This is a genomic window from Chitinophaga sp. W3I9 (genome assembly GCF_050434025.1).
Lineage (GTDB): Bacteria > Bacteroidota > Bacteroidia > Chitinophagales > Chitinophagaceae > Chitinophaga.
Genome location: NZ_JBNPWC010000001.1, coordinates 3,260,794 through 3,284,145 on the forward strand (window position 1 = coordinate 3,260,794; position 23,352 = coordinate 3,284,145).

Annotated in this window: 22 protein-coding genes; 14 read left to right on the forward strand and 8 right to left on the reverse strand. The window is 48.2% G+C overall.

Annotated elements, in window-relative coordinates:
- Positions 1-22: 22 nt before the first annotated feature.
- Positions 23-1,294 carry a parallel beta-helix domain-containing protein gene (locus tag QFZ51_RS13685; protein WP_429046541.1) on the forward strand — a complete coding sequence of 424 codons (1,272 nt, stop codon included), beginning with the start codon at positions 23-25 and terminating at the stop codon, positions 1,292-1,294.
- 26 nt (positions 1,295-1,320) lie between these two features.
- Complete coding sequence (locus QFZ51_RS13690; protein ID WP_429046542.1) at positions 1,321-2,373, forward strand: SO2930 family diheme c-type cytochrome; 1,053 nt, start codon at positions 1,321-1,323, stop codon at positions 2,371-2,373.
- 283 nt (positions 2,374-2,656) lie between these two features.
- On the opposite strand, the gene QFZ51_RS13695 is transcribed toward QFZ51_RS13690, so the two are convergent.
- Positions 2,657-3,127, reverse strand: coding sequence for a hypothetical protein (locus QFZ51_RS13695; protein WP_429046543.1), 471 nt, complete (start codon positions 3,125-3,127; stop codon positions 2,657-2,659).
- A 115-nt stretch (positions 3,128-3,242) separates the two neighbouring features.
- Between QFZ51_RS13695 and QFZ51_RS13700 the strand changes: the two genes are divergently transcribed.
- Entirely contained in the window at positions 3,243-4,220 is a 978-nt protein-coding gene (locus tag QFZ51_RS13700) for a DUF6528 family protein (protein WP_429046544.1), read from the forward strand.
- Positions 4,221-4,249: 29 nt separating this feature from the next.
- Entirely contained in the window at positions 4,250-5,581 is a 1,332-nt protein-coding gene (locus QFZ51_RS13705; RefSeq protein ID WP_429046545.1) for a DEAD/DEAH box helicase, read from the forward strand.
- Positions 5,582-5,653: 72 nt separating this feature from the next.
- Here QFZ51_RS13705 and QFZ51_RS13710 read toward each other — a convergent pair whose 3' ends face one another.
- From QFZ51_RS13710 to QFZ51_RS13720, 3 genes are all read right to left on the reverse strand, one after another.
- The gene (locus QFZ51_RS13710; RefSeq protein WP_429046546.1) at positions 5,654-6,307 is read right to left on the reverse strand and encodes a hypothetical protein; all 654 of its coding nucleotides are present in this window, start codon (positions 6,305-6,307) and stop codon (positions 5,654-5,656) included.
- A 185-nt stretch (positions 6,308-6,492) separates the two neighbouring features.
- The gene (locus QFZ51_RS13715) at positions 6,493-7,494 is read right to left on the reverse strand and encodes an NADP-dependent oxidoreductase (protein WP_429046547.1); all 1,002 of its coding nucleotides are present in this window, start codon (positions 7,492-7,494) and stop codon (positions 6,493-6,495) included.
- A 14-nt stretch (positions 7,495-7,508) separates the two neighbouring features.
- Positions 7,509-8,234 (reverse strand): SDR family oxidoreductase, encoded by a 726-nt coding sequence (locus tag QFZ51_RS13720; protein WP_429051585.1) that lies wholly within the window; start codon positions 8,232-8,234, stop codon positions 7,509-7,511.
- Between the two features lie 208 nt (positions 8,235-8,442).
- Between QFZ51_RS13720 and QFZ51_RS13725 the strand changes: the two genes are divergently transcribed.
- Positions 8,443-8,850, forward strand: a complete 408-nt coding sequence (locus QFZ51_RS13725) for a winged helix-turn-helix transcriptional regulator (RefSeq protein WP_429046548.1) — start codon at positions 8,443-8,445, stop codon at positions 8,848-8,850.
- Positions 8,851-8,918: 68 nt separating this feature from the next.
- Here the strand turns inward: QFZ51_RS13725 and QFZ51_RS13730 are convergent, their stop codons facing one another.
- On the reverse strand, positions 8,919-9,272 hold the full coding sequence (locus QFZ51_RS13730; RefSeq protein WP_429046549.1) for an ADP-ribosylation/crystallin J1: 354 nt from the start codon (positions 9,270-9,272) through the stop codon (positions 8,919-8,921).
- A gap of 40 nt (positions 9,273-9,312) precedes the next feature.
- On the opposite strand from QFZ51_RS13730, the gene QFZ51_RS13735 reads away from it, so the two are divergent.
- Together QFZ51_RS13735 and QFZ51_RS13740 are read left to right on the forward strand one after the other, a co-directional pair.
- Complete coding sequence (locus tag QFZ51_RS13735) at positions 9,313-10,251, forward strand: helix-turn-helix domain-containing protein (RefSeq protein WP_429046550.1); 939 nt, start codon at positions 9,313-9,315, stop codon at positions 10,249-10,251.
- A gap of 81 nt (positions 10,252-10,332) precedes the next feature.
- Entirely contained in the window at positions 10,333-11,052 is a 720-nt protein-coding gene (locus QFZ51_RS13740) for an SDR family oxidoreductase (protein WP_429046551.1), read from the forward strand.
- Between the two features lie 5 nt (positions 11,053-11,057).
- Here the strand turns inward: QFZ51_RS13740 and QFZ51_RS13745 are convergent, their stop codons facing one another.
- Genes QFZ51_RS13745 through QFZ51_RS13755 form a run of 3 tightly spaced genes read right to left on the reverse strand, consistent with a single transcriptional unit; the run spans position 11,058 to position 12,678 of the window.
- Positions 11,058-11,648, reverse strand: coding sequence for a TetR/AcrR family transcriptional regulator (locus QFZ51_RS13745; protein ID WP_370911870.1), 591 nt, complete (start codon positions 11,646-11,648; stop codon positions 11,058-11,060).
- Positions 11,649-11,697: 49 nt separating this feature from the next.
- The gene (gene pepE, locus QFZ51_RS13750) at positions 11,698-12,405 is read right to left on the reverse strand and encodes a dipeptidase PepE (RefSeq protein ID WP_429046552.1); all 708 of its coding nucleotides are present in this window, start codon (positions 12,403-12,405) and stop codon (positions 11,698-11,700) included.
- A 33-nt stretch (positions 12,406-12,438) separates the two neighbouring features.
- Positions 12,439-12,678: a hypothetical protein gene (locus QFZ51_RS13755; RefSeq protein ID WP_429046553.1), complete on the reverse strand. Its 240-nt coding sequence runs from the start codon at positions 12,676-12,678 to the stop codon at positions 12,439-12,441.
- Positions 12,679-12,999: 321 nt separating this feature from the next.
- Here QFZ51_RS13755 and QFZ51_RS13760 point away from each other — a divergent pair, with 321 nt between their 5' ends.
- From QFZ51_RS13760 to QFZ51_RS13790, 7 genes are all read left to right on the forward strand, one after another.
- Entirely contained in the window at positions 13,000-14,550 is a 1,551-nt protein-coding gene (locus QFZ51_RS13760) for an alpha-N-arabinofuranosidase (protein WP_429046554.1), read from the forward strand.
- Positions 14,551-14,664: 114 nt separating this feature from the next.
- The gene (locus tag QFZ51_RS13765; protein WP_429046555.1) at positions 14,665-16,338 is read left to right on the forward strand and encodes a ribulokinase; all 1,674 of its coding nucleotides are present in this window, start codon (positions 14,665-14,667) and stop codon (positions 16,336-16,338) included.
- Positions 16,339-16,344: 6 nt separating this feature from the next.
- Positions 16,345-17,043, forward strand: a complete 699-nt coding sequence (locus tag QFZ51_RS13770) for an L-ribulose-5-phosphate 4-epimerase (protein WP_429046556.1) — start codon at positions 16,345-16,347, stop codon at positions 17,041-17,043.
- A 10-nt stretch (positions 17,044-17,053) separates the two neighbouring features.
- Positions 17,054-18,532 carry an L-arabinose isomerase gene (gene araA / locus QFZ51_RS13775; protein WP_429046557.1) on the forward strand — a complete coding sequence of 493 codons (1,479 nt, stop codon included), beginning with the start codon at positions 17,054-17,056 and terminating at the stop codon, positions 18,530-18,532.
- A 92-nt stretch (positions 18,533-18,624) separates the two neighbouring features.
- Complete coding sequence (locus QFZ51_RS13780; protein WP_429046558.1) at positions 18,625-20,307, forward strand: sodium:solute symporter family transporter; 1,683 nt, start codon at positions 18,625-18,627, stop codon at positions 20,305-20,307.
- A 195-nt stretch (positions 20,308-20,502) separates the two neighbouring features.
- Positions 20,503-21,222, forward strand: a complete 720-nt coding sequence (locus QFZ51_RS13785) for an NUDIX hydrolase (protein WP_370911878.1) — start codon at positions 20,503-20,505, stop codon at positions 21,220-21,222.
- A 13-nt stretch (positions 21,223-21,235) separates the two neighbouring features.
- The gene (locus tag QFZ51_RS13790; protein WP_429046559.1) at positions 21,236-23,284 is read left to right on the forward strand and encodes an alpha-L-arabinofuranosidase C-terminal domain-containing protein; all 2,049 of its coding nucleotides are present in this window, start codon (positions 21,236-21,238) and stop codon (positions 23,282-23,284) included.
- Positions 23,285-23,352: the final 68 nt, after the last annotated feature.

Consider the following 23,352-nt stretch of genomic DNA (forward strand, 5'->3'; position numbering starts at 1 on the left):
TTTAAAATAAATATTTCCAAGTATGAAACGATATCCTATCTGTTTGTTATTGATTGCCCTGCTGGCAGCCTGCCAGGGTCCGGAAGTTCAGGAGAAGAGCGGTTATAAAACCCGGCTTCAGTTTGGTCCCGGTGAGGAAACAAAAATTGCGGAAGCCTTTCTGTCGCTGACGGACAGCAGCAGTATCACCTTAAAAGAAGGGACTTATAAGTTTGATAACCTCAGTATCGCCCAGGTAAATCATATCCTGATCCAGGGCGCCGGTCCGGATAAAACGATCTTCGACTTTTCGGCCCAAAGCCAGGGCGGGGAAGGCATCCGGGTAACCGATGTAAAAGGATTTACCATCGACGGCCTTACCCTGCGCGACTCCAAAGGAGACCTGATCAAGATCAATAAAAGCGAGAAAGTGGTAGTCACCAATGTGCATGCGATCTGGTCGGTATCCGATTCCACCAGCGGCGGGTATGCCATTTACCCAGTGATGTGTAAAAATGTGCTGGTGGAAAACTGCTATGCCCAGGGCGCTTCCGACGCCGGCATCTACGTAGGACAAACCGACAGCGCCATCGTGCGTAAATGCAAAGCCTTTAAAAATGTGGCTGGGTGCGAAATAGAAAATACTTCCAATGCGCAGGTGTATGATAATGAGTTTTGGGGTAACACCGCCGGCTTCCTCATTTTTGACCTGCCCGACCTGTCGAAACGCGGTGGCTTCGTAAGGGCATACAACAATTACATGCACGACAACAACGAAAAGAATTTTGCCAAATCCGGCAGCTTCGGTTCCACCTGGGGCGTAGGCAATGCTGCTCCCGGCAGTGGCGTGGTGATCCTCGCCGCATCGGATATAGAGTTGTACAACAACCGCATCATCAATAATAATTCCAGCGCTATTTCAGTGGTATCAGGATTTTTCATTGATGAAAAGGCCGGTTCAAAAATCAACGATCATTATTTCCCGATCCCCCGCAATGTGCATATACATGATAATATTATGGAAGTGGGCGCCGCTTTTCCGCCGGCAGTATATGAGCATCATACCGGAAAAATTTTAGTGGGTATAGAACAGAAATTAAATGCAGATGACCCGGCGCGTAAAAATGCCCGCCTGCCTTTCATTACCTACGATGGTATTACCACCAACATCCTCACAAAAGGTACAGCGGTGAATCCCGATTCGCTTTGTATACAGCAAAAGGGTCCCAACTTATTTGTAAATGTGGATGCCATGAACATGATGTCGAAAAACTGGAAGCCCAGTACCGATGTTACGCCTTATGTATGTAAATAGTGTTTTTATTAAATTTTTTAAGGGAGATGAGGAAGTCTTGTTTATTTGTGATGTGTTTAATTTTATGGATCGCCGCCACGCAGAGTTGTCAGCAACGGCCGTCGCCTGCTGCAACAGCCGGTCCGTTCCAGTTTAAACAAAAATTATCTGACTATGGATTTTTTACCGGCGCGCTCAAAACATTACAGCCGCGTAAAGGCATCGTGAACTATGAACTGGCTACGCCGCTGTTCACCGACTACGCCGTAAAAGACCGCTTTATTGTACTACCGGAAGGAAAAACGATGGGCTACACCGGTCACGGTTCCCTCGATTTTCCGGATTCCACTTTTATCATTAAAAACTTTGCATACACCAATCCGGCGCATGAAAAAGTCATGATAGAAACGCGCCTGCTGTTCAAAGACCCGGCAGACCGGCAATGGAAAGTGATGAACTACCTGTGGAATAAGGATCAGCAGGATGCAGAGAAATGGATACTGGGAAAAAAGATCCCCATCACCTTCCTGGACGACAACGGGCGTGAGCAGTCCACCCTATACCAGATGCCCAACACCAATGACTGTAAACGCTGTCATATTAATAACAGCGTGCTTACGCCTATTGGTCCCAAAGCGCGCAATCTTAATTTTGTGCGTCACGGGCAAGTGCAGAACCAGTTACAGCAATGGGCCAGCAATGGCTTGTTGATGGGAATGCCTTCCCTGGAAAAAGTGCCGCGGCTGCCCGATTGGAAAGACAGTATTCACTACACTGTGAATGAACGCGCGCGTGCTTATCTTGATGTCAACTGCGCGCACTGCCACACCAAAGGCGGCGATGCATTTAATACCGGCCTATTCCTGGAATACGAACAAACCACCCCTGACCATCTCGGTATAATGAAGTCGCCCGTTTCGGCTGGTGGTGGCGCCGGCGGACTGGATTACGACGTGATCCCCGGCGACCCGCTGCACTCCATCCTGGCTTACCGTATGAACAGTGTGGAACCGGGTACGGCTATGCCGGAGCTGGCGCGCACGGTGGTGCATACAGAGGGCGTGGCGTTGATCCGGCAGTGGATTGCGGCAATGAAATAACGCGCGCGGATGTTGTCTTACTCAGGATTACGCTGATTTTACTGATTAGTTTGATTTTTACTTTTGGATTTTATAAAGGATTAGGGGAGATAGAAGCGTATTTTGTCTTTCTCGCTGATTACGCTGATTATACTGATTTTATTTTTGAAAAATATTGGGGAGATAGAAGCGGAATATGTTCGCTTATATCTCCCCAAAATCATTATAAAAATCCCAAAAAGTAAAATCAGTATAATCAGCGTAATCAGCGAGAAAGACAAAATTCGCGAAGGCCGAAGGCCTTTTATTTGCACGCTCCTTCCACCAGTGGGATGTTGTCGAATTTCAGCGCTTCGTTCTGGCTGTTGAACACGGGGAGGCCCTGGTGGTCGATGCTGTCGGGTAGTGCTTCATATGCTTCGTGGTCGGAGATTTTGAAGATCACCTGGCGGGAGCTTTCCACGCCTTCGCTAAAGAAAACGTATTTTCCACGGACGATGCCATTGCTGATAAGGCCGTTGAAGTCGCCGGTATTTTTATCTTTTTCAAAGTAATTATATACCAGGGTGCCGGTAGCTACGCTGTCGTGCATGGTTAACCGGAGCTGGATGGTATCCCTGCCGAGTACTTTTTCGAAGCAATGGTTGGATTTTTCTTTTTCCACCACGGGTGGCAATGAATCTTTGGTAGCGTTGGTTTGCTGCTGCTGGCCTTGTTGTTGGCAGGATGCAAAGATGCCTGCGCCAAGCGCCAGTAATATGTAAGGTGTTTTCATATATTGAAAGTAAGAAAAATGAGGCAAATGAAGGAAAGAGGGGTCTTTTAATTCCACGGAAAAAATTGTAATTATGTGGCGCCATAGCCAAATGTGGCGATATATCTTACTAACAATGAAAAAAAGAGAATCCTTTCTGGCCGCTATAATTTGTTTGCTGGCCGTTGTCACTTCCTGTAAAAGCGGTGTTGCCCTGGCGGGGAATCATCCCGATACCGCTGTTACAGTAGCGGCCTGTAATCAATGTATGGTGATAGCGGAGCAGTCGCAGCACCGGATTATAATCGCAGCAATGCCTTCCGGTGAGGTGATCTGGGAATGGAAGCCGGAAAACTCCAATGTGCGGCCGGCGCATGTAAAATGGTTCAGCAATCCCAGCGACGCCAAAATGGTGTACAACAATGAATATGTGTTAATGAATGCCTCTGGTGGCGGTGTGGCGCTGATCAGGGTGGCGGATAAGAAAACGGTTTTTTATGCCTATGCAGGCGGTAATACCCATTCTGCCGAGTTGTTGCCCGATGGCAATATTGTGAGCGCTTCCAGTACCGGCAACTACCTGATGGTGTTTAAAACAGATACCGTTCATTTCCCCGATAACGTATATACGAAAAGGATACCCATTGATTTCGGGCATAATGTGGTGTGGGATGCCGGCCAGCAAAGATTGTGGTCGGCCGCCAGGGCTCATATGCATTCATTCAGGTATAACTTCAACTGCAACGCGCCGGATTTGGTGCAGGATACCGTTTTTTCCCTGCCGGGAACAGAGGCACATGATCTCTTTCCGGTATATGGTGAAAATAATCTATGGCTGACGAATACCACCAACGTATATAAATTTGATGTTATTACACAAAAGCTGACGAAGGCCGATGTGTTGCAGGACAATATTAAAAGCGTTTCTTCCGCCGGGAAGGGCCTTCCCACCATTGTGATCCGGCCAAAGGAATCGTGGTGGACGGATGAGTTGCTCGACGCCAAAGGGAAGCGGCTGTTTATCCATAAAGGCTGGAAGATCTACAAAGCCAGGTGGGTAGTACGCAATGCATTCAGCTATCCGGCGGGCGATCCGATGCATTTGTGCAGGTAAAACCCGTTAATCTTCGTACTTTTGCGGCAATGCAAAAAGAAAAATACTCATTAGGTAATATTCTTACCAATTTAAAGATCGATTCACTCAATGAAATGCAGCAGGCATCAGTGGACGCAAACAAGCATCACAATGATGTTATCCTGTTATCGGCTACCGGTTCCGGTAAAACGCTGGCATTCCTGCTGCCCATCCTGGAAAATCTCGATCCTGCCAATAAAAACACCCAGGCCCTGATCGTGGTGCCGTCCCGTGAGCTGGCCTTACAGATAGAGAAAGTGTTCAAGCTGATGGGCACCGGTTATAAGATCACCGCCTGCTATGGCGGACACCTGAGGGAAACAGAAGAGAACAACCTGATACAGCCACCAGCAGTGATAGTCGGTACCCCCGGCCGCCTGGGAGACCACATCCGCAGGGAAAATATCACTACGGCAGCTATTGAAACGCTGGTACTCGACGAATTTGATAAAACCCTGGAACTGGGATTCCAGGAGGAAGTGTCTTTCATTATTGAATCGCTTCCCAATATCAAAAAACGGATACTGACCTCCGCTACAGAATCAGTGGACATCCCTGATTTCCTGGCGTTGGACAAACCGGAAAAGCTGGATTTCCTCCCGGAAGAAGGCACGCCTGCTGCCCGTTTAACGATCAAGGAAGTGCTGTCGCCGGAAAATGACAAGGTAGAAACCCTTTTCCGTCTTATCTGCTACCTGGGCAACCGCTCTACCATTGTGTTCTGCAATCACCGCGAAGCGGTGGAGCGCACCAGTAAAATGCTGTCTGAAAAAAGTATTATCAATACCTTCTATCATGGCGCTATGGAGCAGCAGGAGCGGGATGCCGCCCTCTGCAAGTTCCGCAATGGGTCTGTAAATGTGTTGGTAACCACCGATCTCGCAGCCCGCGGTCTTGATATTCCGAATATCCGTTATATCGTGCATTTCCATCTGCCACATACGGAAGACAGCTGGACGCACCGCAACGGCCGTACTGCCAGAATGGAAGCCAGTGGTACCGCTATCCTCATCCTGTCACCCGATGAAAAACGGATGCCTTACCTCGCGGATGAAGTGGTAGAAGACATTGAACTGCCCGCTACCTCCACCATCCCGGACAAACCGAAATGGACGACTATTTTTATTGCCGCAGGCAAAAAACATAAAGTGAATAAAGTGGATATCGTGGGATTCCTGTCTAAACAGGCGCATTTGAAGAAAGAAGATATCGGTTTAATTGAAGTGAAAGACTTCTTCTCCTTTGTAGCAGTGGTGAAATCGAAAGTGCAGAATACGCTGGAGATGATTAAAAATGAGAAGATCAAGAATAAGAAAGTGAAGATTGATATAGCGAGATAGGGATATAAGTAATTTAAAGAGGGCGTCTCAATTATTGAGACGCCCTCTTTGTTTTCAGGCAATTTTTTTCAATTAAAGCGCTTCTTTCAATACCGGCACACTTGTTCCGTTAAAAGCCAGCACGGCAAATTTGCCGTCATTCGCCGTTGTTACCGCCGCAATAGAAGCCGTGGCAAACTGTTTCTGATATACCTGTTCCCCTTCCGTAAAGCCGGTTGGCAGCGGTACCGCTGCGGAATTGGTATTTGCAAATTGCACGCTGAACAGGCGGTCTATTTCCCGCTTATATGATGCCGCCTCCGGTTCCTGATCGATATTAAATATTTTATGGGCAATTGCATCAATAAATGCAAGGTCATGGCGTTTGTTGCCCGTAGTATAAATGCAATAGTAAATGCCGTTGGAATCGTTGCCATATACTTTCTTTGCTACGCACACCGGTACGGAAGCAATATTATTTATCACCTGTTGCTTTGCGCTTTTTTGTATGAGGGCAATGGCTACGATGGAAAGTAATACCAGCGCGCCACAAACCATTGTATAGGTGGAATAACTGTTATCGGTTTTAGAAAGGTCGTAGAAAAAATAAAGCGCAAATGCACTAAAAATCAGCACCACCACGGGAAGGAATACTATTTTATGCTGTCCCCAGCTGCCTGCTGCTGCGTAATTTTTTTTCACTGCCGGATCCTGTTCAAGATCGCGTAACATTTGGGCGGTTATCATAATTGAATCATTTACATGGGTTAGAAGCTGGTATTCCAATGTACATCAGGGATGTTGTTACCTTTTGCATTGGCTAACATTCGCTCAAATATAACAGTAGCCGGTTACAAAAACAATGGTCGGGACGAACTGGATAAATTCATGAGGATAGCAACCCGATTGCCGCTAACATTATAAGTGTAATTTTATTTAACCTTGATGACAACCTTGCCTTTTGCGCGCCCGCTTTCAACATAGGCCAGGGCTTCTGCTGTTTTCTCAAATGGAAATACCTTGTCGATAACAGGGCTAATAACACCTGCGTCAATAAGTGCAGCGATCTTGCCTAACTGGTTACCTTCCGCCCGCATAAAAAGAAATGAATAATTGACATGCCGGCGTTTGGCTTTGCCGCGTACGCCAAAGCTGAGCAGTCCCATCACTATTTTCAGCGGCCAGCCCAATCGGAATTCTTTTGCAAAAGCAGGGTCCGGGGGGCCGGATATGGAGATGAGCTTTCCGCCTGGCTTTAGCACCTGGAGAGATTTTTCGAGTGTTTTAGCATCTTGGCTGTTCAACACTACATCATAATCATGCAGGATGCTTTCAAAATCTTCCTTTTTATAATCAATCACCACGTCTGCGCCAAGCGCTTTTACCCATTCAACATTTGAGGTGCCGGTTGTAGTGGCTACAGTAGCGCCGAGGTGTTTGGCCAATTGAATGGCAATGGTGCCTACGCCACCGGAGCCCGCCTGGATGAAAACTTTTTGTCCTTTTTTCAAGCCGGCTTTCTCAACAAGTGCCTGCCAGGCTGTTAGCGCCACCAGGGGGACAGATGCCGCTTCTTCCATGGTTAGTTTTTGGGGTTTGAGCGCTACATCGGCTTCATTGATGGCAATCAGCTCCGCGAAAGTACCAATATGATGATCTGCCGGTCGGGCGTACACTTCATCGCCTACCTTGAAGCGGCTCACTTTAGCGCCGGTTTTTGTGATCACACCTGCTACATCGTGTCCCAAAGTAAGGGGCATTTTGTAGGGGAGAATGAGTTTGAACTCACCATTCTTGATTTTTGAATCCAATAAGTTTACACTGGCAGCATGTACCTGCACCAATACTTCATGTTCCTTTATGATCGGCTCCGCGATTTCACGCAGCTGCAAATTTTCTTTCCTGCCGTAGCGATTTATAATAAATGCTTTCATGTGCGAAGTTTGTGCTATGCTGTTAGAGACCGATACGTCTTTTTAGAATTAATTAAGCCAAAAGCTATTTTCGGGAAAAGCCGGTTGAGTATATAGATCAATTTTGTGTCACCCGCGCGGATAGTATATTGGTTCTTTTTGAGTCCGGCTATCAGTCCTTTTACCAGTTCTTCTGTGGTCATTTTCTTATCGTTCCGGGCCGCAGTCATTTCTGTTGCTACCAGTGGTGGCAGCAGTTCAAATATCTTCACCCGGCTGTTTAAAATGCGCAGATGTTCCCTGAGCGACCGGGTGTAAAAAGCCAAAGCCGTTTTAGAAGCGGAGTAAGTAGCTTCGATCAATGATGGTACATAACTAAGTATGGAGGTGGTGTTGATAATGGCTGCTTCCTTTCTTGACTTCAACATATCCATGAACAGATTGTTCAACCGGATTACTCCCACGTAGTTCACATTCATTTCGTAGGCTGCTCCTTCCCAGTGCTGATCATTGGTAAGCCCCAGGTTTAATGGCGGCACGCCAACACCTGCATTATTGTACAGTATATCTATACCGCCAAGATCTTTTATCCGGCTGAATAGCGCAGCTGCGTCACCAGCATTGGCCACGTCGCTGTTGATGGTAATCAGCGCCGGATGTGTTTTTTGGGCAATGTCCAGTTTCTCCTGGTTTCTGCCGGTAATAATGACCTTTGCGCCATTGGCCAGGAATTGCCTGGCTGCTTCCAGGCCGATCGCCAGACGCGCCGCCGGTTATCAATACCGTCTTTCCTGCTATGATCATGAGCTTAATTTTTTAGTGTATACCATTTTCGTGAAGCTTGCGGGATTAAGCCCTGTCGCTAAAATTGTTTGTTTCATTTTAGGTTGTTTTGTACCTTTACTTGCATTTTGCAAGTGTAAAGGTAGTATTTACTTGCAAAATGCAAGTGTTTTTTAAAATATTTTTATGGCTAAAGCAAAAAAAAGGTCGGATTGCCCGGTGAGTTGTTCCCTGGATGTATGGGGGGATAAGTGGTCGCTGTTGATTGTCAGGGATTTATTGATTGCAAAAGAGTGCTCTTACGGCGACTTTTTAAAATCGGCAGAAGGGATTGCGACTAATATTTTAGCCGCCAGGCTGGTGGCGCTGGAGGAAAATAAGATCATTGAAAAATTGGCGCACCCGGATAGTAAAGTCAAAGGGTTGTACAGGTTAACCCGTAAAGGAATTGATTTGCTGCCCGTAATGATTGAAATAAATCTATGGGCGGAAAAGTATTATGCTATACCGGAAGACAGGAAAGCGCAGTTGAAAGCAGTGAAAAAGGATAAGGCCGGATTTATTAAAGCGATGACAAAAAAGTTGGAGAGTTGAGGGGATGAAGTTTTCTTTTTCAAAAAATATTTGCGGTTTCACAAATGGGGCGAGGTAAACGTTGACTTTCATTGTGTGTCCTTATAATACCGCTGCGTCACCTCAATCGTTCCCACAATATTATCATTAAACTCCTCCAACTCTTCCGCCGGTACCCATAACTCGTTATGTATTTCCCCGCCTACATTTTCAACGTTATATCTTTTCAGGAAATCGCTGCTCAAAGAAAATTTGGTAACGAAGCCGGATCCATATGCCGGAACATTCCATTCCACTGATATCTGGATGGCATACGCTTCATTCATGACCGGGTAAAAAATAGGTTGATCCGGTCGCCTGGGTGGGAACCGTTTCCAGCCGGATTGCTCAATCAAAACAAGTTCATCTGGTCCTACAGGGCGATAAAGGGTGGTTAACTCCATTGGTAATATTTATCTACTTTTAAAGAACGAATATAGGCAAATGGCAATGAAAACCAAGCTCAACAAACCGGAAATACCGCAATACGTATTAAACGATTTCCGTCACCTTCACCGGCAGGAGGCAGATACTTCCAGCTTTGGCTATAGTAACCTGGCGCCGGAGAAAAAGATTACCGGCCTGGAAATCTATTCCAGTGAAGGATTGCGGCCGGCGGTTGGACCTTTAAAATCAGATTTCTACCGGATCAGTATTACGCTCAGGGGCAGCGTGGATGTACAGCTGGGACTGGAACAATTTAAACACCGCCCCGGTACTTTGAGCTTTACTTTTCCGGGACAGGTGTTTAGTAAAAGCAATATCAGCGCAGATACTTTCGGCTATTATATTTTGTTTAATGCAGATTTTCTGCAGGAAATTATCCCGGCAGATAAGGTTTCGGAGGAGTTTCCGTTCTTCGATTATGCAGGCGTGCCCTTTATACAATTAGCGGAAACGGAGATCACAGCCGTAGCGGATTTTTGTGCTAAGATCAATGAAGAGCTGCAGCATCACCGGCCGGGATGCGGGAAAGCAATCCGTATGTATCTTTATTTATTACTGCTGGAAGTAAAAAGAAGTTATGTAGCACAGCAGCTCCATTTAACGGCTACGGATACACGAACTACTTACCTGGTGCCCCGGTTTAAGAAACTGGTCAGCCAGCATTTTCTTTCAAAAAAAAGGGTAGCAGATTATGCCGCTTTGCTGGGCGTAACGCCTAATCATCTTAACCGTACCGTAAAAGATGTAACGGGCCGTACGGCCTCAGATGCTATTGCAGATATGCTGGTACAGGAAGCAAAGGCGGTATTGCGGTATACCGATACCTCGGTGGCGGAAATCTCTTACCAGCTTAATTTCAGTGATCCCGCGGGATTTAACCGCTTCTTCCGGGAGCAGACCGGGCAAACGCCGCTGGCATTCCGTAAAAATGCATGATCCGGTTAATACGATGCATGATTCCGGTAACAAGGACCAGTGTTTTATATCTCAACTTTGTGGGTATAAAACAGCAACAATATGTCAGGTACATTTGAAAGTAAAAAAGTAATTATTGCCGGTGGCTCTTCTGGAATAGGTTTAGCTACTGCTGCAATGCTGGTCAAAGAAAAAGCGAATGTAACAGTTACGGGCCGTTCAGCAGCCAAGCTTGCAGCGGCGGCAGAAGAGAACCCCGGTATCCAGGCCGTGGCGCTGGACAGCAACAACCGGGATGAGCTGGATGAGTTTTTCCGGACACAAGGAAATTTTGATCACCTGGTAATTGCGCTGAGTGGGGCCAAAGGTGCAGGTGCGTTTGCAGAGCTGTCGCTGCAAGACCTGCGGGATGGCTTCGAAGGCAAATTCTGGCCGCAGCTGAATACCCTGCAGGCGGCGTTGCCTTATGTGAATAAAGGCGGGAGCATTACATTGATCACCGCTATTTCGGCAGTCAGCAAGGCGCCGGGCGTATCCGGACTGGCGGCTATCAATGGCGCCCTGGAGCTGATGATTCCTTCTATAGCGAAAGAAATACAACCCTTACGCATAAACGCTGTTTCACCAGGCGTGGTAAATACCGCCTGGTGGGACTTCCTGCCGGCAGATACCAAAGCGGATACCTTTCAGCAGTATGCGTCACAGCTGCCCGTTGGCAGGGTAGGAGAACCCGGAGAGGTAGCGGATACGATTCTTTTCCTGATGCGTAATGGTAATATAACGGGAACGGTGATACGTTGCGATGGTGGCTTGAGCTTATAATTTCCTTACACCCGCAGTGCCCTCATGGTCCGCTGAAAGGTTAGCTGCAGCAGTTCATCACTCAGGAAAAAGGGAACGCCGGACATCGTGGAGTTATCGAGATGGAATTTAACAAGGGTATAGAATGGGCCGTAGGCAATGGCCCAGAACACTTCCGGCGGGAGGTCCACTATTTCGCCTTTCTCTGTCGCATTAGCTACAAACCGCCGCATGGCGTTTTTGAAAACAATTTCCGGTGCGTCATCCTGTCTTTTGATCAGCGGGGAGTTCCGGAACTGTTCTGAGAAATGGTAATGCAGCGGGTTGCGTAGTACAAATTCATACCTGTTTTTCCATTGCAGCCATAAACCCGATTCAAAGTTCATGTCGGGGTCAAATCCCCTCATGCTATGCTGTACAAAAGTGGCCACTACTGCTGTATATAACTGGTTCAGCAGGTCCTCGCGGTTGCGGAAATAGATATAGATGGTAGATACCGAAATCCTGGCTGCCCTGGCAAGTTTATGCATGCTCAGGCCATCAAAGCCTTCATGAACAATCATTTCTATGGCTCTTTCCCGGATGATCCACTCTTTATTTTCGTCTTTTGCACGCATGAGGCAAAGATAAAAGAATGGTTGTTCTTTTAAGGGGTCATCCTGATTTTTATTTCAGGTGGACGAGAGAGCTGCCTGCGGGCAGTTCATAAGGATCTTTGCCAGCTTCAAAGATCCTGGCGCTCAGCGTGCCTTTAAGGGTTAAAGTATCGCCATGGGCGTAGATCCAGCTGCCTTCCCTCAGCCCCAGTACCGGCGTGGTATTTTGGGTATGGTATTCTTTGATGCGTGTTTCCCGGGTTTCGCCCATATGCTGGGAGCCGGGCAGTGGGTCCAGGTAGTGCGGGTTAAGGTTGAAAGGGATCAGTCCCATTGTTTCAAAACTGGGTGGGTACACAATGGGCATGTCGTTGGTGTTTTGCATGGTTACGCCCCCGATGTTGCTGCCGGCGCTGCATCCCAGGTAAGGAGCGCCGTTGTTCACTGCATCGCGGAGTACCTGCATCAGTCCCAGCTCATTTAATTGCTTCACCAGCAGGAAGGTGTTGCCGCCCCCCGTAAAGAAACCCTTCGCATTTTTGATGGCTGCAGCGGGATCCTCAAAGGTGTGGAGCCCGCGCACGCGTATACCGGGTTCTTCAAAGGCCGCCGCCGCCCTGCTGGTGTAATCGTCGTGGGAAATGCCACCCGGACGGGCAAACGGAACAAAAACAATTTCCGCTACGCCTGCATACAACGCTTTGATGGCAGGTTGCAGATAAGCCAGGTAGTTTTCCCCAAACAACGTGGAGGTACTCGCCAGTATAAAATGCCTCATAATAAAAAAATTAAACAAAGGTAATTCTTCCGGCTAAATTCTCCTGGTTACCGTATTGGTGGCTGCAGGTGTACGTGTCACCGCGCCGGCGGGTACAACCGTACTGTCTTCCTCAATGTCCACCGGCAGGGAATCTGCCGGCATTATCATATGTTGTTCTGTTGGCAGGGCAACAGTATCTGCCGTTACCTTTTTTTCGGGAGATGGAGCTGGCACACAGCCCGCAAATAATAACAAACAAAGGGACAACTGTTCCAGGTTGGTGAATGGCATAAGAATGGTTTGTACAGTATTTTACGCAAATATCGAAATTCCGCTGTGAATTGAAAAGCTGCTGCGGTAAATTAATAGCCCGAATATGACAGCCGGCAAAAAACACCCATTTCGCTGCCATGCCCGTGGTAAATCCGCACTATCCTGATGATTTCTATCTTTCCTGAAAAAAATATTTACTGGAAATAAGCCATAGAATGGCCTCCTGCTGCCTTTAAAATGTTTTTTTTACTGTTTTAATTGTAAATGTGACAATTATTTTGTTCTTTTGAATTGTCGCAGCAAAACAGTGCTGCCGGTCCTGATTTTTAAAACCTCGTTATGAAAAAACAATATCGTTATATCCGTACTGGTATCCTGGGCCTTTTGCTTTCCACGCAAGCAACGCAGGCACAAAATACAGTTACCTTTCGTCCGGATGCGCCAACTCAAACTATCAACCGCAATATCTATGGTCATTTCGCAGAGCATCTGGGAAATTGTATCTACGGCGGGTTTTATGTGGGAGACAGTTCCCACATCCCCAATACCAACGGGGTACGTAAAGATGTGATTGCCGCATTGCGTAAAATGAAAATTCCCAATCTACGCTGGCCGGGTGGCTGCTTCGCAGATACCTACCATTGGAAAGACGGGATAGGTCCGAAAGATAAACGGCCCACTATCGTAAATACCTGGTGGGGAAACGTAACGGAAGATAACAGTTTTGGTACGCACGACTTCCTCAACATGTGTGAGGAGCTGGGTGCAGAACCTTACCTGTCCGGCAACGTGGGCAGCGGCACTGCGCAGGAGCTCTCCGACTGGGTGCAGTATACCAACTTCGCAGGTAAAAGTCCCATGTCTGACCTTCGTCAGCAAAACGGCCGTAAAGAGCCCTGGAAGGTACGTTACTGGGGAGTAGGCAATGAAGCCTGGGGTTGCGGTGGTAATATGCGGCCGGAATACTACGCCGACCTTTACCGCAAGTTTGCCACCTTCATGCAAAGCGACTGGAAAAACGCGCCTCTCTTCCGTATTGCATCCGGCGCCAGTGATGGCGATTACAACTGGACAGAAGTGCTCATGAAAAACATCCCCGCGGGTTTACTCGATGGTGTTGCCCTCCATCATTACTCTTCCGTGGATTGGAACAATAAAGGAGATGCGGTTGATTTCACAGAGAAACAGTATTTCGCTACCATGAAATCAGCCCTGCTGATGGATACGCTGATCAGCAAACATACCGCGATCATGGATAAATATGATCCGAAGAAAAAGATAGCGCTGCTGGTAGACGAATGGGGCGGATGGTATAACGTAGAAGGGGGAACGAATCCTGGCTTCCTCTTCCAGCAGAACACCATGCGCGATGCCATGATTGCCGGCGCCACCCTGAACATCTTTAATAACCACTCCGACCGCGTGCGCATGGCCAACCTCGCGCAGGCTATCAATGTACTGCAATCCGTTATCCTTACCAAAGGCGACAAGATGGTACTTACACCCACTTACTATGTAATGGAGATGTATAACATACACCAGGATGCTACTTTAATCCCGGTGGATATTCACTCCAACGACTATACGTTCAATAACGAGAAACTGCCTGCAGTGTCTGCTTCTGCTTCCAAAGATAAAAACGGCGTCACGCACATTTCCCTCGTAAACATTGATGCCCATAAAACGCAGGAAGTAACGCTGGATACCCGCAGCCAGGCTTATAAATCTATCAGTGGCAGACTGCTGGCCTCCGCCAAATTGCAGGACTATAACAGTTTTACAAAGCCGGATAATATTAAACCGGTAGACTTTAAAGGCGCCTCACTGAAAAATAATACTGTCAGCGTAAAGCTGCCTCCTTTCTCAGTAGTAGTGTTGGAGTTAAAGTAACGGATAACGGCGCGGTGGGATATTGGCTGAACTGGAATCCAGCCGGTATCATTTCTACCCGCCGTCATTCGTAATTTTTTACCTTTTTTTATAAGTGTCAATATAACGTTCAATATGAATTCATCCTGGGTAATAGGGGTAGACTACGGTACTGATTCGGTACGTTCTATCATCGTAGATGTGCATAACGGGAATGAAATCGCCTCGGCAGTATTTTATTACCCGCGCTGGAAAGACGGCCTGTACTGCAATGCAGCCCAGAGCCGGTTCCGCCAGCACCCGTTGGATTATGTGGAAGGACTGGAAACTACCATCCGGCAATGCCTGCAACAGGCCGGCCCCGGAGCTGCCGCCAATATTAAAGCTATTTCGGTAGATACCACTGGTTCCACACCGGTAGCGGTTGACGAAACCGGTACGCCACTGGCGCTTACACCAGCCTTCCAGGATAACCCAAACGCCATGTTTGTGTTATGGAAGGATCATACCGCCCTGAAGGAAGCAGCGGCGATCAACGCCACTGCCGCTACATTTGAAGAAAATTACCTCCGCTTTGTGGGCGGCATTTATTCATCGGAATGGTTTTGGGCAAAACTGCTGCATATTCTTCGTGCAGACGAAGCCGTTAGAAACGCCACTTACTCCTGGGTGGAACATTGCGACTGGATACCATTCCTGCTTTCCGGAGGAAAACATGTCAGCCAGCTGAAACGCGGCGTTTGCAGCGCAGGGCACAAAGCGCTGTTTGCAGCAGAATTCGGCGGCCTTCCGCCGGATGCATTCTTCTCCGCCATTGACCCGTTATTACAGGGATTCACACAACGGCTCTTTACAAAAACATACACCTCCGGCGAAGCCGCAGGTCATCTTTGCCCCGAATGGGCAGAGCGGCTGGGGCTTCCTACCAGCGTAGTAATAGGCATCGGTGCGTTTGATGCGCACATGGGTGCGGTAGGCGGACAAATAGAGCCCTACCACCTCAGCAAGGTAATGGGCACCTCCACCTGCGATATGCTGGTGGCGCCTATGGACGAAATGAAACATACACTGGTAAAAGGTATCTGCGGACAGGTACCGGGTTCTGTAATCCCCGGTATGATGGGCATGGAAGCAGGGCAATCGGCCTTTGGTGATGCGTACGCCTGGTTCAGTAACGTACTGGCATGGCCGTTACAGCACCTCCTGCCGTCGTCTTCCCTGATTGATGCAGAAACTGCCGCTAAACTGGCGCAGGAAACTTCCGCCAGGATGATCGTTGAACTGGCAAAACAGGCAGCACAGATCCCGCCGGAAGAACACAGTGAACTGGGTATCGACTGGCTTAACGGCCGCCGTACACCAGACGCGGATCAGTCGCTCAAAGGTACCCTCACCGGTCTGAACCTCGCTACAGACGCGCCTCGCATTTTCCGCACCGTGGCGGAATCTACCTGCTTTGGCGCCAAAGCCATTGTAGAAAGATTTGAAAGGGAAGGCGTTCCTGTAAAAGGATTGATAGGAATTGGCGGCGTAGCCAAAAAGTCGGCTTTCATCATGCAGATGATGGCCGATGTAATGAATATGCCGATCCGTATTCACCGCTCCGAACAAACCTGCGCCCTCGGCGCCGCCATGTTTGCCGCCACCGCAGCAGGATTGTTCAACAGGGTGGAAGATGCGATGGAAGCAATGGGACAGGGATTTGAAGTTACCTATCACCCGGATAGCCAACGCGCTGGCATATACGAAAACAGGTACCAGAAGTATAAAGCATTAGGCGCATTTACTGCCGCCATCACCATTGACTAATTTTGTATGCAACAGTATCAACATATCCGGCAGGCAGCATACGAAGCCAATATGCAACTGCCCGCATTGGGACTGGTCCTCTTCACCTTTGGGAATGTAAGTGCAGCAGACCGGCAGCTGGGCGTGTTTGCCATCAAACCCAGTGGTGTTCCCTACCCGGAACTATCTCCCGAAAAAATGGTGATAGTGGACTTCGATGGTAAAACAGTAGACGGGCAATTGCGGCCTTCTTCTGATACCCTCACCCACGCGGTATTATATAAGCACTGGGAACACATTGGAGGTATCGTGCATACGCACTCCACTTATGCTACCGCATGGGCGCAGAGTCTGCGCGATATTCCCATTTATGGCACTACGCACGCCGACCATAACACCGTGGATATTCCCTGCGCCCCGCCGATGTCTGATGAAATGATTGCCGGTGACTATGAATACCAGACCGGCTTCCAGATCATGAATGCATTGACGGAACGAGGACTTAGCTACGAAGATATTGAAATGATCCTGGTAGGAAACCATGCGCCCTTCACCTGGGGCAAAACTCCCGCCAAAGCAGTTTACAACAGCGCCGTACTGGAATCAGTGGCACAAATGGCGTATCTCACGGAGTCGATTAACGGGAATGCACCACGACTGAAAGATGCGCTGATCCGGAAACATTTTGAACGTAAACACGGCCCCAATTCCTATTACGGGCAATAAACCAAGCAACATGATTAATCTGAAGAATTTCGAAATCTGGTTTGTAACCGGCAGTCAGCACCTGTACGGAGAAGAAACATTGAAACAGGTAGCCGCACACAGCCAGGAAATTGCCGCCTCCCTGCACAAGGATACACGCATACCCGTTACGGTGGTTTACAAACCCACTGTAAAAACACCGGACGAAATTTACGCCGTATGTATGGAAGCCAATGCTGCTCCTAACTGTATCGGGGTAATCACCTGGATGCATACTTTCTCCCCGGCTAAAATGTGGATCCGTGGCCTGAAAGCATTATCCAAACCTATCTGCCACCTGCATACTCAATTCAACCGCGATATCCCCTGGAGTGAAATAGATATGGACTTCATGAACCTGAACCAGAGCGCTCATGGCGACCGGGAGTTCGGATTTATGATGAGCCGCATGCGGATGAGCCGCAAGGTGATCACCGGCCACTGGCAGGATCCGGAAGTACTGGAGGAACTGGGCGCCTGGGCAAGGGTAGCCGCCGGTTGGCACGACTGGCAGGGAGCACGGTTTGTTCGTTTCGGCGACAACATGCGCTTCGTGGCGGTAACCGATGGCGATAAAGTAGAAGCAGAATCCAAACTGGGCTTCTCCTGCAACACGCATGGCATTGGTGATCTCGTAAGTGTGATCAATGGCATTTCCGATGGAGCAGTGGCCTCCCTGGTAAAGGAATACGGAGATGCATATACGATATCTTCCGCACTGCTGCAGGACCCTGCGCTGAAAGATGCGGCCCGCATAGAACTCGGATTAAAAGCATTCCTGGAAGACGGGAACTTCAAAGGGTTCTCCGATACCTTTGAAGACCTGCATGGTATGATACAACTGCCGGGCATTGCAGTGCAACGCCTGATGAAAGCCGGTTACGGTTTTGCCGGTGAAGGCGACTGGAAAACAGCCGCATTGGTGCGGGCCATGAAAGTAATGGGCAGCGGTTTAAAAGGTGGTAACTCTTTCATGGAAGATTATACCTATCATTTTGACCCGTCTAATCCAATGGTGCTCGGTTCCCATATGCTGGAGATCTGCGAATCCATCGCCAGCGGAAAACCATCCTGTGAGAAGCATCCGCTGGGCATAGGAGGGAAGGCAGACCCGGTAAGACTGGTATTCAATTCCGCGGCAGGACCAGCGATCAACGCTTCACTGGTGGACATGGGCAACCGTTTCCGCCTGCTCGTAAATGAGGTAGAAGCAGTGGAACCGCCGAAGGATCTGCCAAAGCTGCCGGTAGCCCGCGTGTTATGGAAACCTTATCCCGATATGAAAAAAGGCTGCACCGCCTGGATACTGGCTGGTGGCGCGCATCATACCTGTTACAGCCAAAACCTCACCTCCGTACATATGCAGGACTTTGCAGAAATGGCGGGTATTGAACTGGCACTGATAGGGAAGAACACCGACCTGCGTGAGTTCAAGAATGAACTGCGCTGGAACGATGTATCCTATAAATAATTCCACCTGCCGGCGGGAGGCGCTTAAGCACCACCGCCGGCTGCTTTATAACTTGCCAACTTCTTAAAGCAAAAGCTAATAAACTGCCCGTTATGCAAAACATCCTTTCCACCGGCGATATACTCGTCTTCATTACTTATTTCATTATTGTTTCCGTATACGGTTACTGGATATACAAACGAAAAAAGAAAACCGAAACGAATACAAAAGACTTCTTCCTCGCTGAAGGAACCCTTACCTGGTGGGCAATCGGGGCATCCCTGATTGCATCAAATATTTCTGCAGAGCAGTTTATCGGCATGAGCGGTGATGGTTATTTTGTAGGTATTGCAGTAGCAGCCTATGAATGGGTGGCTGCAATAGCCCTTATCATCATTGCCGTCTGGTTTATTCCCATCTACCTGAAGAATAAAATTTATACCATGCCGCAGTTCCTGAAAACGCGGTATAATGAAACGGTAGCGTTGATCATGGCTATCTTCTGGTTATTTCTCTATGTGTTCGTTAACCTCACCTCCATTTTATACCTCGGCGCACTGGCCATCAATGGCCTGCTGGGAGGCGAATACCTGCATGTGGTGATGATTGCGCTCTCCATATTTGCCATCATTATTACACTCGGCGGTATGAAGGTAATCGGTTATACAGATGTGATCCAGGTGGCGGTATTGATTATCGGCGGACTGGCCACCACTTATATGGCCCTCACGTTGGTGAGTGAAAAGTTTGGCCTGGGACACAATGCCCTGGCTGGCTTCAATGCCCTCATGAAGGATGCGCCGGATCACTTTCATATGATCCTGGCAAAACCGGATGCCAACTCTTCGCAGGACTATATCAACAAATACCTGGTGCTTCCGGGGATCCTGATGTATGCCGCCGGTCAGTGGATCGTGAACCTCAACTACTGGGGTTGCAACCAGTATATCACGCAACGCGCACTGGGAGCCAATCTGCAAACTGCCCGTAACGGTATCCTCTTCGCGGGCTTACTGAAGATCATGATGCCCATCATCGTCATGTTGCCGGGTATTGCGGCATATGTGCTGCAGAAAAACGGACACCTCCCTGGCCTGGCCAGTAAAGATGGCGCTTACGCAGCGATCCTCGGCTTTTTACCTTCCGGGTTGAAAGGCTTATCCATAGCGGCATTAACTGCTGCTATTGTAGCTTCCCTGGCGGGTAAGGCCAATAGTATCTCTACTATTTTTACCCTGGATATATACCGTAAATATATTAAGAAGGATGCCTCTGAAGCAAAACTGGTATGGACTGGTCGCATCACCGTAGTAGCTGCCATGTTGCTGGGCATCCTCTTTACCTGGAACGATTTGCTGGGTATTGGCGGTGAGGGCGGATTTACCTTTATCCAGAAATATACCGGCTTTATCAGTCCGGGCGTATTTGCCATGTTCCTGTTGGGTATGTTCTGGAAACGCACTACCGGCGCCGCTGCTGTAGCAGGGATTATCACCGGGTTTACGCTGTGTGTGTTCTTTAACCAGTTTGCACCTGCCGTACTTGGACATGAAACAATTTTCTATACAGCCTATCCAAATGGTAAAGGCGGTTACGAAATTCCTTTCCTCATCTGTATGGGACTGGCCTTTATGTTTACCATGATCGTGATGATCGTTATCAGCTTCGCAGGACCAAAAGTAAATCCGAAAGCCTTTGTACTTGATAAGGCTATGTTCAAAATTACCCCGGCAACCACTGTGCTGATCGTAATAACATTGTTGTTATTATCCGCGCTGTACATCCGCTTCTGGTAAGCGAAGGTTGTCTTTCTCGCTGATTACGCTGATTATAATGATTTTTTTGATTTTATTCTTTTTGATTTTACACGATTTTTAGATAGGTTTTACCGGAACTATAGAAAAAATAAAAATCAAGAAAATCATTATAATCAGCGTAATCAGCGAGAAAGACAAAATCCGCGTTGTACTTTTACCGCCTAATTTATTGTTATGAAAAGATATTCGCAGCAGACCCGGTTATTATTCGCCGTTGATTGTATCATTTTTGGCTTCGATGGCCAGGAAATGAAACTGCTGCTGATACAAAGGGGTTTTGAGCCCTGTAAAGGGCAATGGAGCCTGGTAGGCGGTTTTATACAGGAGCACGAAAGCGCTGAAGATGCCGCCAGCAGGGTGTTAAAAAATCTCAGCGGACTGGATGGCATTTATATGGAGCAGCTCCATACCTTCAGTTCCCCTTCCCGTGATACGGTAGAACGCACTGTATCGGTGGCTTACACCGCACTGATCGATATTCAGAAATACAAACAGCAGCTGAATGAGGATTTTCACGCGGTATGGTTTCCTATTAACCACCATCCGGACCTCATCTTCGATCATAAAGCGATGGTAGACCTGGCAAAGGAGAAGCTGCGTTATAAGGCTGCATTGCACCCGCTGCTGCTTGAACTGCTGCCGGCTAAATTCACCATCCCGCAACTACAACACCTATACGAATCTGTTTATAACATCTCTTTCGATAAAGGTAATTTCAGCCGCAAGATCCTTTCTACCAAACTGCTGGTAAAGCTCGCGGACAAAGACAAGCTAAGCTCCAAGAAGGGCGCCTTTTATTACAGGATCGACCGGAAAAAGTATAACGCCAATTTCCACGCCTTCCTGAACTTTGTTCCCGATCCGCACATGCTGCAACATAACGACGGGGTATAAACGAAAAGGTAAAGTGGATAAATTATTAGTGCTCACCGGGTTTGAACAATCCGGGGCAAGAAAAAACTGGAATAATTATATGAAACCACAACGTATTATTACGGCATTATCACTGCTCATGGGCGTTTATACCACGCCGTTGGCAGCCCAGCAACCGTTGAATTTTACTGTAAAGGCCGGCGAAATAAAAACGCCGGTATCGCCCAATATGTGGGGTATCTTCTTTGAGGACATTAACCTCAGCGCTGATGGCGGTATTTATGCGGAGCTGGTAAAGAACCGGTCCTTTGAGTTCAGCACGCCGCTTATGGGCTGGAGCGTCCCAAGGAACGCGGTAGCTAGTGGGCAGATAGTGGTCGTCAACCGGCAGGAAGACCACCCATCCAATCCACGCTTTGCCAGGATAACAATGCCGGCTATACGTAGTTTTGAAATAGTGAATGAAGGTTTCCGCGGCATGGGTATTAAGAGTGGCGAACAGTACAATTTCTCTTTGTATGCCCGGCAACAGGAAGGCGCTGCGGTAAAGCTCACCGTTACCTTACTCGATGATGCGGGTAAAGAAATAGGCAGCACCACTGTATCACCTGCCGGCAGCAGCTGGCAGCAATATAAAGCCAGTTTCACCGCTGCTGCCACCGCGTCCAAAGGCAAACTGAAAGTAACTTTCAGCGGCAATGGGGTGATAGATGTTGACATGATCTCCCTGTTCCCGCAACATACCTGGAAGGAGCGGAGCAACGGGCTTCGTACCGATCTCGTACAATTGCTGGCCGACCTGCATCCCGGCTTTCTCCGGTTCCCCGGCGGCTGCATCGTGGAAGGACGCGAGCTGGTAAACCGCTACCAGTGGAAGAAAACAGTAGGCGATGTGAATGACCGTGAACTGATCATCAACCGCTGGAACAACGAATTTCCACATCGCGCCACACCGGATTACTTCCAGTCGTTCGGACTTGGCTTCTTTGAATATTTTCAGTTGTCGGAAGACATAGGCGCGTCGCCTTTACCGATCCTCAACTGCGGCATGGCCTGTCAGTTTAACAGCGGAGAAGTGGTAGCCGTGAATGAACTGGACCCTTACATCCAGGACGCACTGGACCTGATTGAATTTGCCAATGGCGACGTAACTTCCAAATGGGGCGCGCTGCGCGCAAAAATGGGCCACCCGGCGCCGTTTAACCTGAAAATGATGGGCGTAGGCAATGAGCAGTGGGGACCGCAATACGTAGAACGTTACACTATTTTTGCAAAAGCCATTAAAAGCAAGTATCCGGATATCAAGCTGATAAACAGTCTTGGCCCGGGCCCTGACGGTGATAGATTTACTTTCCTCAACGACACGCTGCGTAAACTGAATGCAGATATCCTCGACGAGCACTATTACAGCTCTCCCGAATGGTTCCTCAGCAACGCAGCACGCTATGATTCCTACGACCGTAAAGGGCCTAAGATCTTTGCCGGTGAATATGCTGCACACAGTAAAGGAGTAGGCAACGGGGATAATAAAAACAACTGGCAGTCGGCATTGGCAGAAGCCGCCTTCATGACCGGACTGGAACGCAATACCGACGTAGTGGTAATGGCTTCCTATGCGCCGCTGCTGGCACATGTGGATGGATGGCAGTGGACGCCCGACCTTATCTGGTTTGATAACCTGCGTTCCTATGGTACCCCTAACTACTATGTGCAAAAACTGTATGCCAATAACAAAGGCACTGCAGTGGTACCCATGCTGAAAGGTAACCAGGTAATCAGCGGACAGGATAGCGTATATGCATCCACGGTAGTAGATGACGCCACGGGTGAATTGGTCATCAAACTGGTGAACACGTCCGCTACTGTTAAGCCGGTAGCAGTAGCAGTGCAGGGTGTAAAAAGCATTGCTGCCAATGGGAAGTTAACTGCGCTTCGTAGCAATGATCTTCAGGGTCTTAATTCGCTGGACCGTCCCACCGGCATCTCCCCGGAAGAAAAAGATATAAACATCAAAGGAAAAACAATCCGTACGGATATTGCACCGTGGTCCTTTTACGTGATCCGTGCGAAGATAAATAAATAGCCATCTGGCAAGTATATACGGCGGCAGGAAAGTTTTTTCTGCCGCCTTTTTTTGTTATAAAAAGAATG